3 protein-coding genes are annotated in these 2,957 nt (G+C 64.8%); all 3 read right to left on the bottom strand.

Annotation, left to right across the window (positions count from 1 at the left end):
• Nucleotides 1–55: 55 nt before the first annotated feature.
• The gene (folD, locus tag ACXAHG_RS23400; protein ID WP_475039693.1) at nt 56–946 is read right to left on the bottom strand and encodes a bifunctional methylenetetrahydrofolate dehydrogenase/methenyltetrahydrofolate cyclohydrolase FolD; all 891 of its coding nucleotides are present in this window, start codon (nt 944–946) and stop codon (nt 56–58) included.
• Nucleotides 947–983: 37 nt separating this feature from the next.
• A complete protein-coding gene (locus ACXAHG_RS23405; RefSeq protein ID WP_475039695.1) occupies nt 984–1,289 on the bottom strand; it encodes a chorismate mutase in 306 nt (101 codons plus the stop codon).
• 60 nt (nt 1,290–1,349) lie between these two features.
• A partial coding sequence (locus tag ACXAHG_RS23410; protein ID WP_475061207.1) for a formate--tetrahydrofolate ligase occupies nt 1,350–2,957 on the bottom strand: 1,608 nt, incomplete at its 5' end.

Consider the following 2,957-nt stretch of genomic DNA (forward strand, 5'->3'; position numbering starts at 1 on the left):
CCCGCCGGAGGGTTTCCGGCGGGGCAGATTTGTTCGGACCTCAACGGTCTGCGCTTCAGGCGGTGAGGCCTTCAGGCTCGGGGAGGTTGTTGGCGCGGCAGCAGGCGGTGACGGTGTTCGCGAGCAGGCAAGCGATGGTCATCGGACCGACGCCGCCCGGCACCGGGGTGATGGCGCCGGCGCGCTCAGCCGCGGAGGCGAAGTCGACGTCGCCGACCAGCACGTTCTTGCCGTCGCGCTCGATGCGGTTGATGCCCACGTCGATGACGGTGGCGCCTTCCTTGATCCAGTCGCCCGGCACCATTTCCGGGCGGCCCACCGCAGCAACCACGATGTCGGCGCGGCGCACCACATCCGGAAGGTCCTTGGTGCGCGAATGCGCGATGGTCACGGTGCAGCTGTCGCCCAGCAGAAGCTGCGCCATCGGCTTGCCGACGATGTTGGAGCGGCCGATCACAACCGCATCCATGCCCGAGAGGCTGCCGTGGTGGTCGCGCAGCATCATCAGGCAGCCCAGCGGCGTGCAGGGCACCATCGATTTCTGGCCGGTGCCCAGAAGGCCCACGTTGGAGATGTGGAAGCCGTCCACGTCCTTCTCCGGCGCGATCGAGTTGATCACCAGATCCTCGTCCAGGTGTTTCGGCAGCGGCAGCTGCACCAGGATGCCATGCACCGATGCGTCGTTGTTCAGCTGATCGATCAGCGCCAGCAGGTCGGCTTCCGAGGTGTCCGCCTCCAGCTTGTGCTCATAGGAGTTCATGCCGACCTCGACGGTCTGCTTGCCCTTGGAGCGCACGTAAACCTGGGACGCCGGGTCCTCGCCGACCAGAACCACCGCCAGGCCCGGGGTGATGCCGTTTTCTTCTTTCAGCCGGGCGACGTGCTCCGCCACCTGGCCGCGCACCTTGGCCGCAAAGGCCTTGCCGTCAATCAGAGTTGCTGCCATTTGATCTCTTCCTTTTTGCCGCAGGCCGGAAGCCTGCCTATTCCTCACGAATAACCCGCGCCTCGCGGGCGATCGACCAGTCCACCAGCTGCCGCCACAGGCCTTCGATCAGATCGGGGTCCAGCCCCTCCCCTTGCGCGGCGGCGCGGGCATTCATGACCACTTCCTCAACCCGGCTAGGGATCCGCGCCGGCCAGCCATTGAGCTGCTTCAGTTCGGTGGCCCGGTCGATATAGCCGGCGCGGACGGCCAGCAGGGCGATCAGGTCCCGGTCGAGCCGGTCAATCTGGGCCCGCACCTCTGCCATCGACTGGCAGTCCTGCGGCGGTGTTTCTGTGCTCATGTCTTAAAACTCTTGCGGCCCGGGGTGCTCCCCCGGGCCGCAAAAAGCGCATTTTGCGTCTTAGAACAAGCCTTCGATCTGGCCGTCCTCGTTCAGGCGGATGGTTTCCGCCGCCGGTTTGCGCGGCAGGCCCGGCATGGTCATGATCTCGCCGCAGACCGCAACGATGAAGCCGGCGCCCGCAGACAGGCGGACCTCACGCACCGGAACCGAATGGCCGGTCGGCGCGCCGCGCAGGGACGGGTCGGTCGAGAAGGAGTACTGGGTCTTCGCCATGCAGACCGGCAGGTTGCCGTAACCCGCGTCTTCCCATTCCTTCAGCTGGTTGCGGATCTTGTTGTCCGCCAGCACCTCGTCGGCGCGGTAGATGCGCTTGGCGATGGTTTCGATCTTTTCGAACAGCGGCATGTCGTCCGGGTAGATCGGCGCAAAGTTGGCCTGGCCCGCATCGACGACCTCAACCACTTTCTCGGCCAGCGGCGCGGAGCCTTCTGAGCCCAGCTCCCAGTGGCGCGACAGAACTGCCTCAACGCCGTGGTTGGCGCAATAGGCTTTGACCGCGTCCACTTCCGCATCGGTGTCGGTCACGAAGTGGTTGATCGCAACCACAACCGGCACGCCGAAGGATTTGACGTTCTCGATGTGGCGGCCGAGGTTGGCGCAGCCGGAGTTCACCGCCTCGACGTTCTCGGCACCAAGGTCTGCCTTGGCCACGCCGCCGTTCATCTTCATCGCGCGCACGGTGGCCACCAGCACCACTGCGGAGGGTGCGATGCCTGCCTTGCGGCATTTGATGTTCATGAACTTCTCGGCGCCGAGGTCAGCGCCGAAGCCGGCTTCGGTCACGACATAGTCGGCCACTTTCAGCGCGGTCTTGGTGGCGATCACCGAGTTACAGCCGTGTGCGATGTTGGCGAACGGGCCGCCGTGCACGAAGGCCGGGTTGTTTTCCAGGGTCTGCACCAGGTTCGGCTGCATCGCGTCTTTCAGCAGAACGGTCATTGCGCCCTCTGCCTTGATGTCGCGGCAGTAGACCGGGGTCTTGTCGCGGCGGTAGGCCACGATGATGTCGCCCAGGCGCTTTTCCAGGTCCTTGAGGTCGTTCGCCAGGCACAGGATCGCCATCACTTCGGAGGCCACGGTGATGTCAAAGCCGGCTTCGCGCGGGAAGCCGTTGGACACACCGCCCAGGGACGCGGTGATGGTGCGCAGGGCGCGGTCGTTCATGTCGACCACACGGCGCCAGGCGACGCGGCGGGTGTCGATGTCGCACTCATTGCCCCAGTAGATGTGGTTGTCGATCATTGCCGACAGCAGCGAATGGGCCGAGGTGATCGCATGGAAGTCGCCGGTGAAGTGGAGGTTCATCTCCTCCATCGGCACCACTTGCGCGTAACCGCCGCCTGCAGCGCCGCCCTTCATGCCGAAGTTCGGCCCCAGGCTCGCTTCGCGGATACAGATCATCGCGTTCTTGCCGATCCGGTTCAGACCGTCGCCCAGGCCCACGGTGGTGGTGGTCTTGCCTTCGCCAGCGGGCGTCGGGTTGATCGCGGTCACCAGGATCAGCTTGCCGTCTTCCTTGTCCTGAACGGAGTTGATGAAGCTCTGCGACACCTTCGCCTTGTCATGGCCGTAGGGCAGCAGATCGTCGTTCGAAATCCCGATCTT

It is taken from the genome of Leisingera sp. ABD4_442, assembly GCF_056160905.1.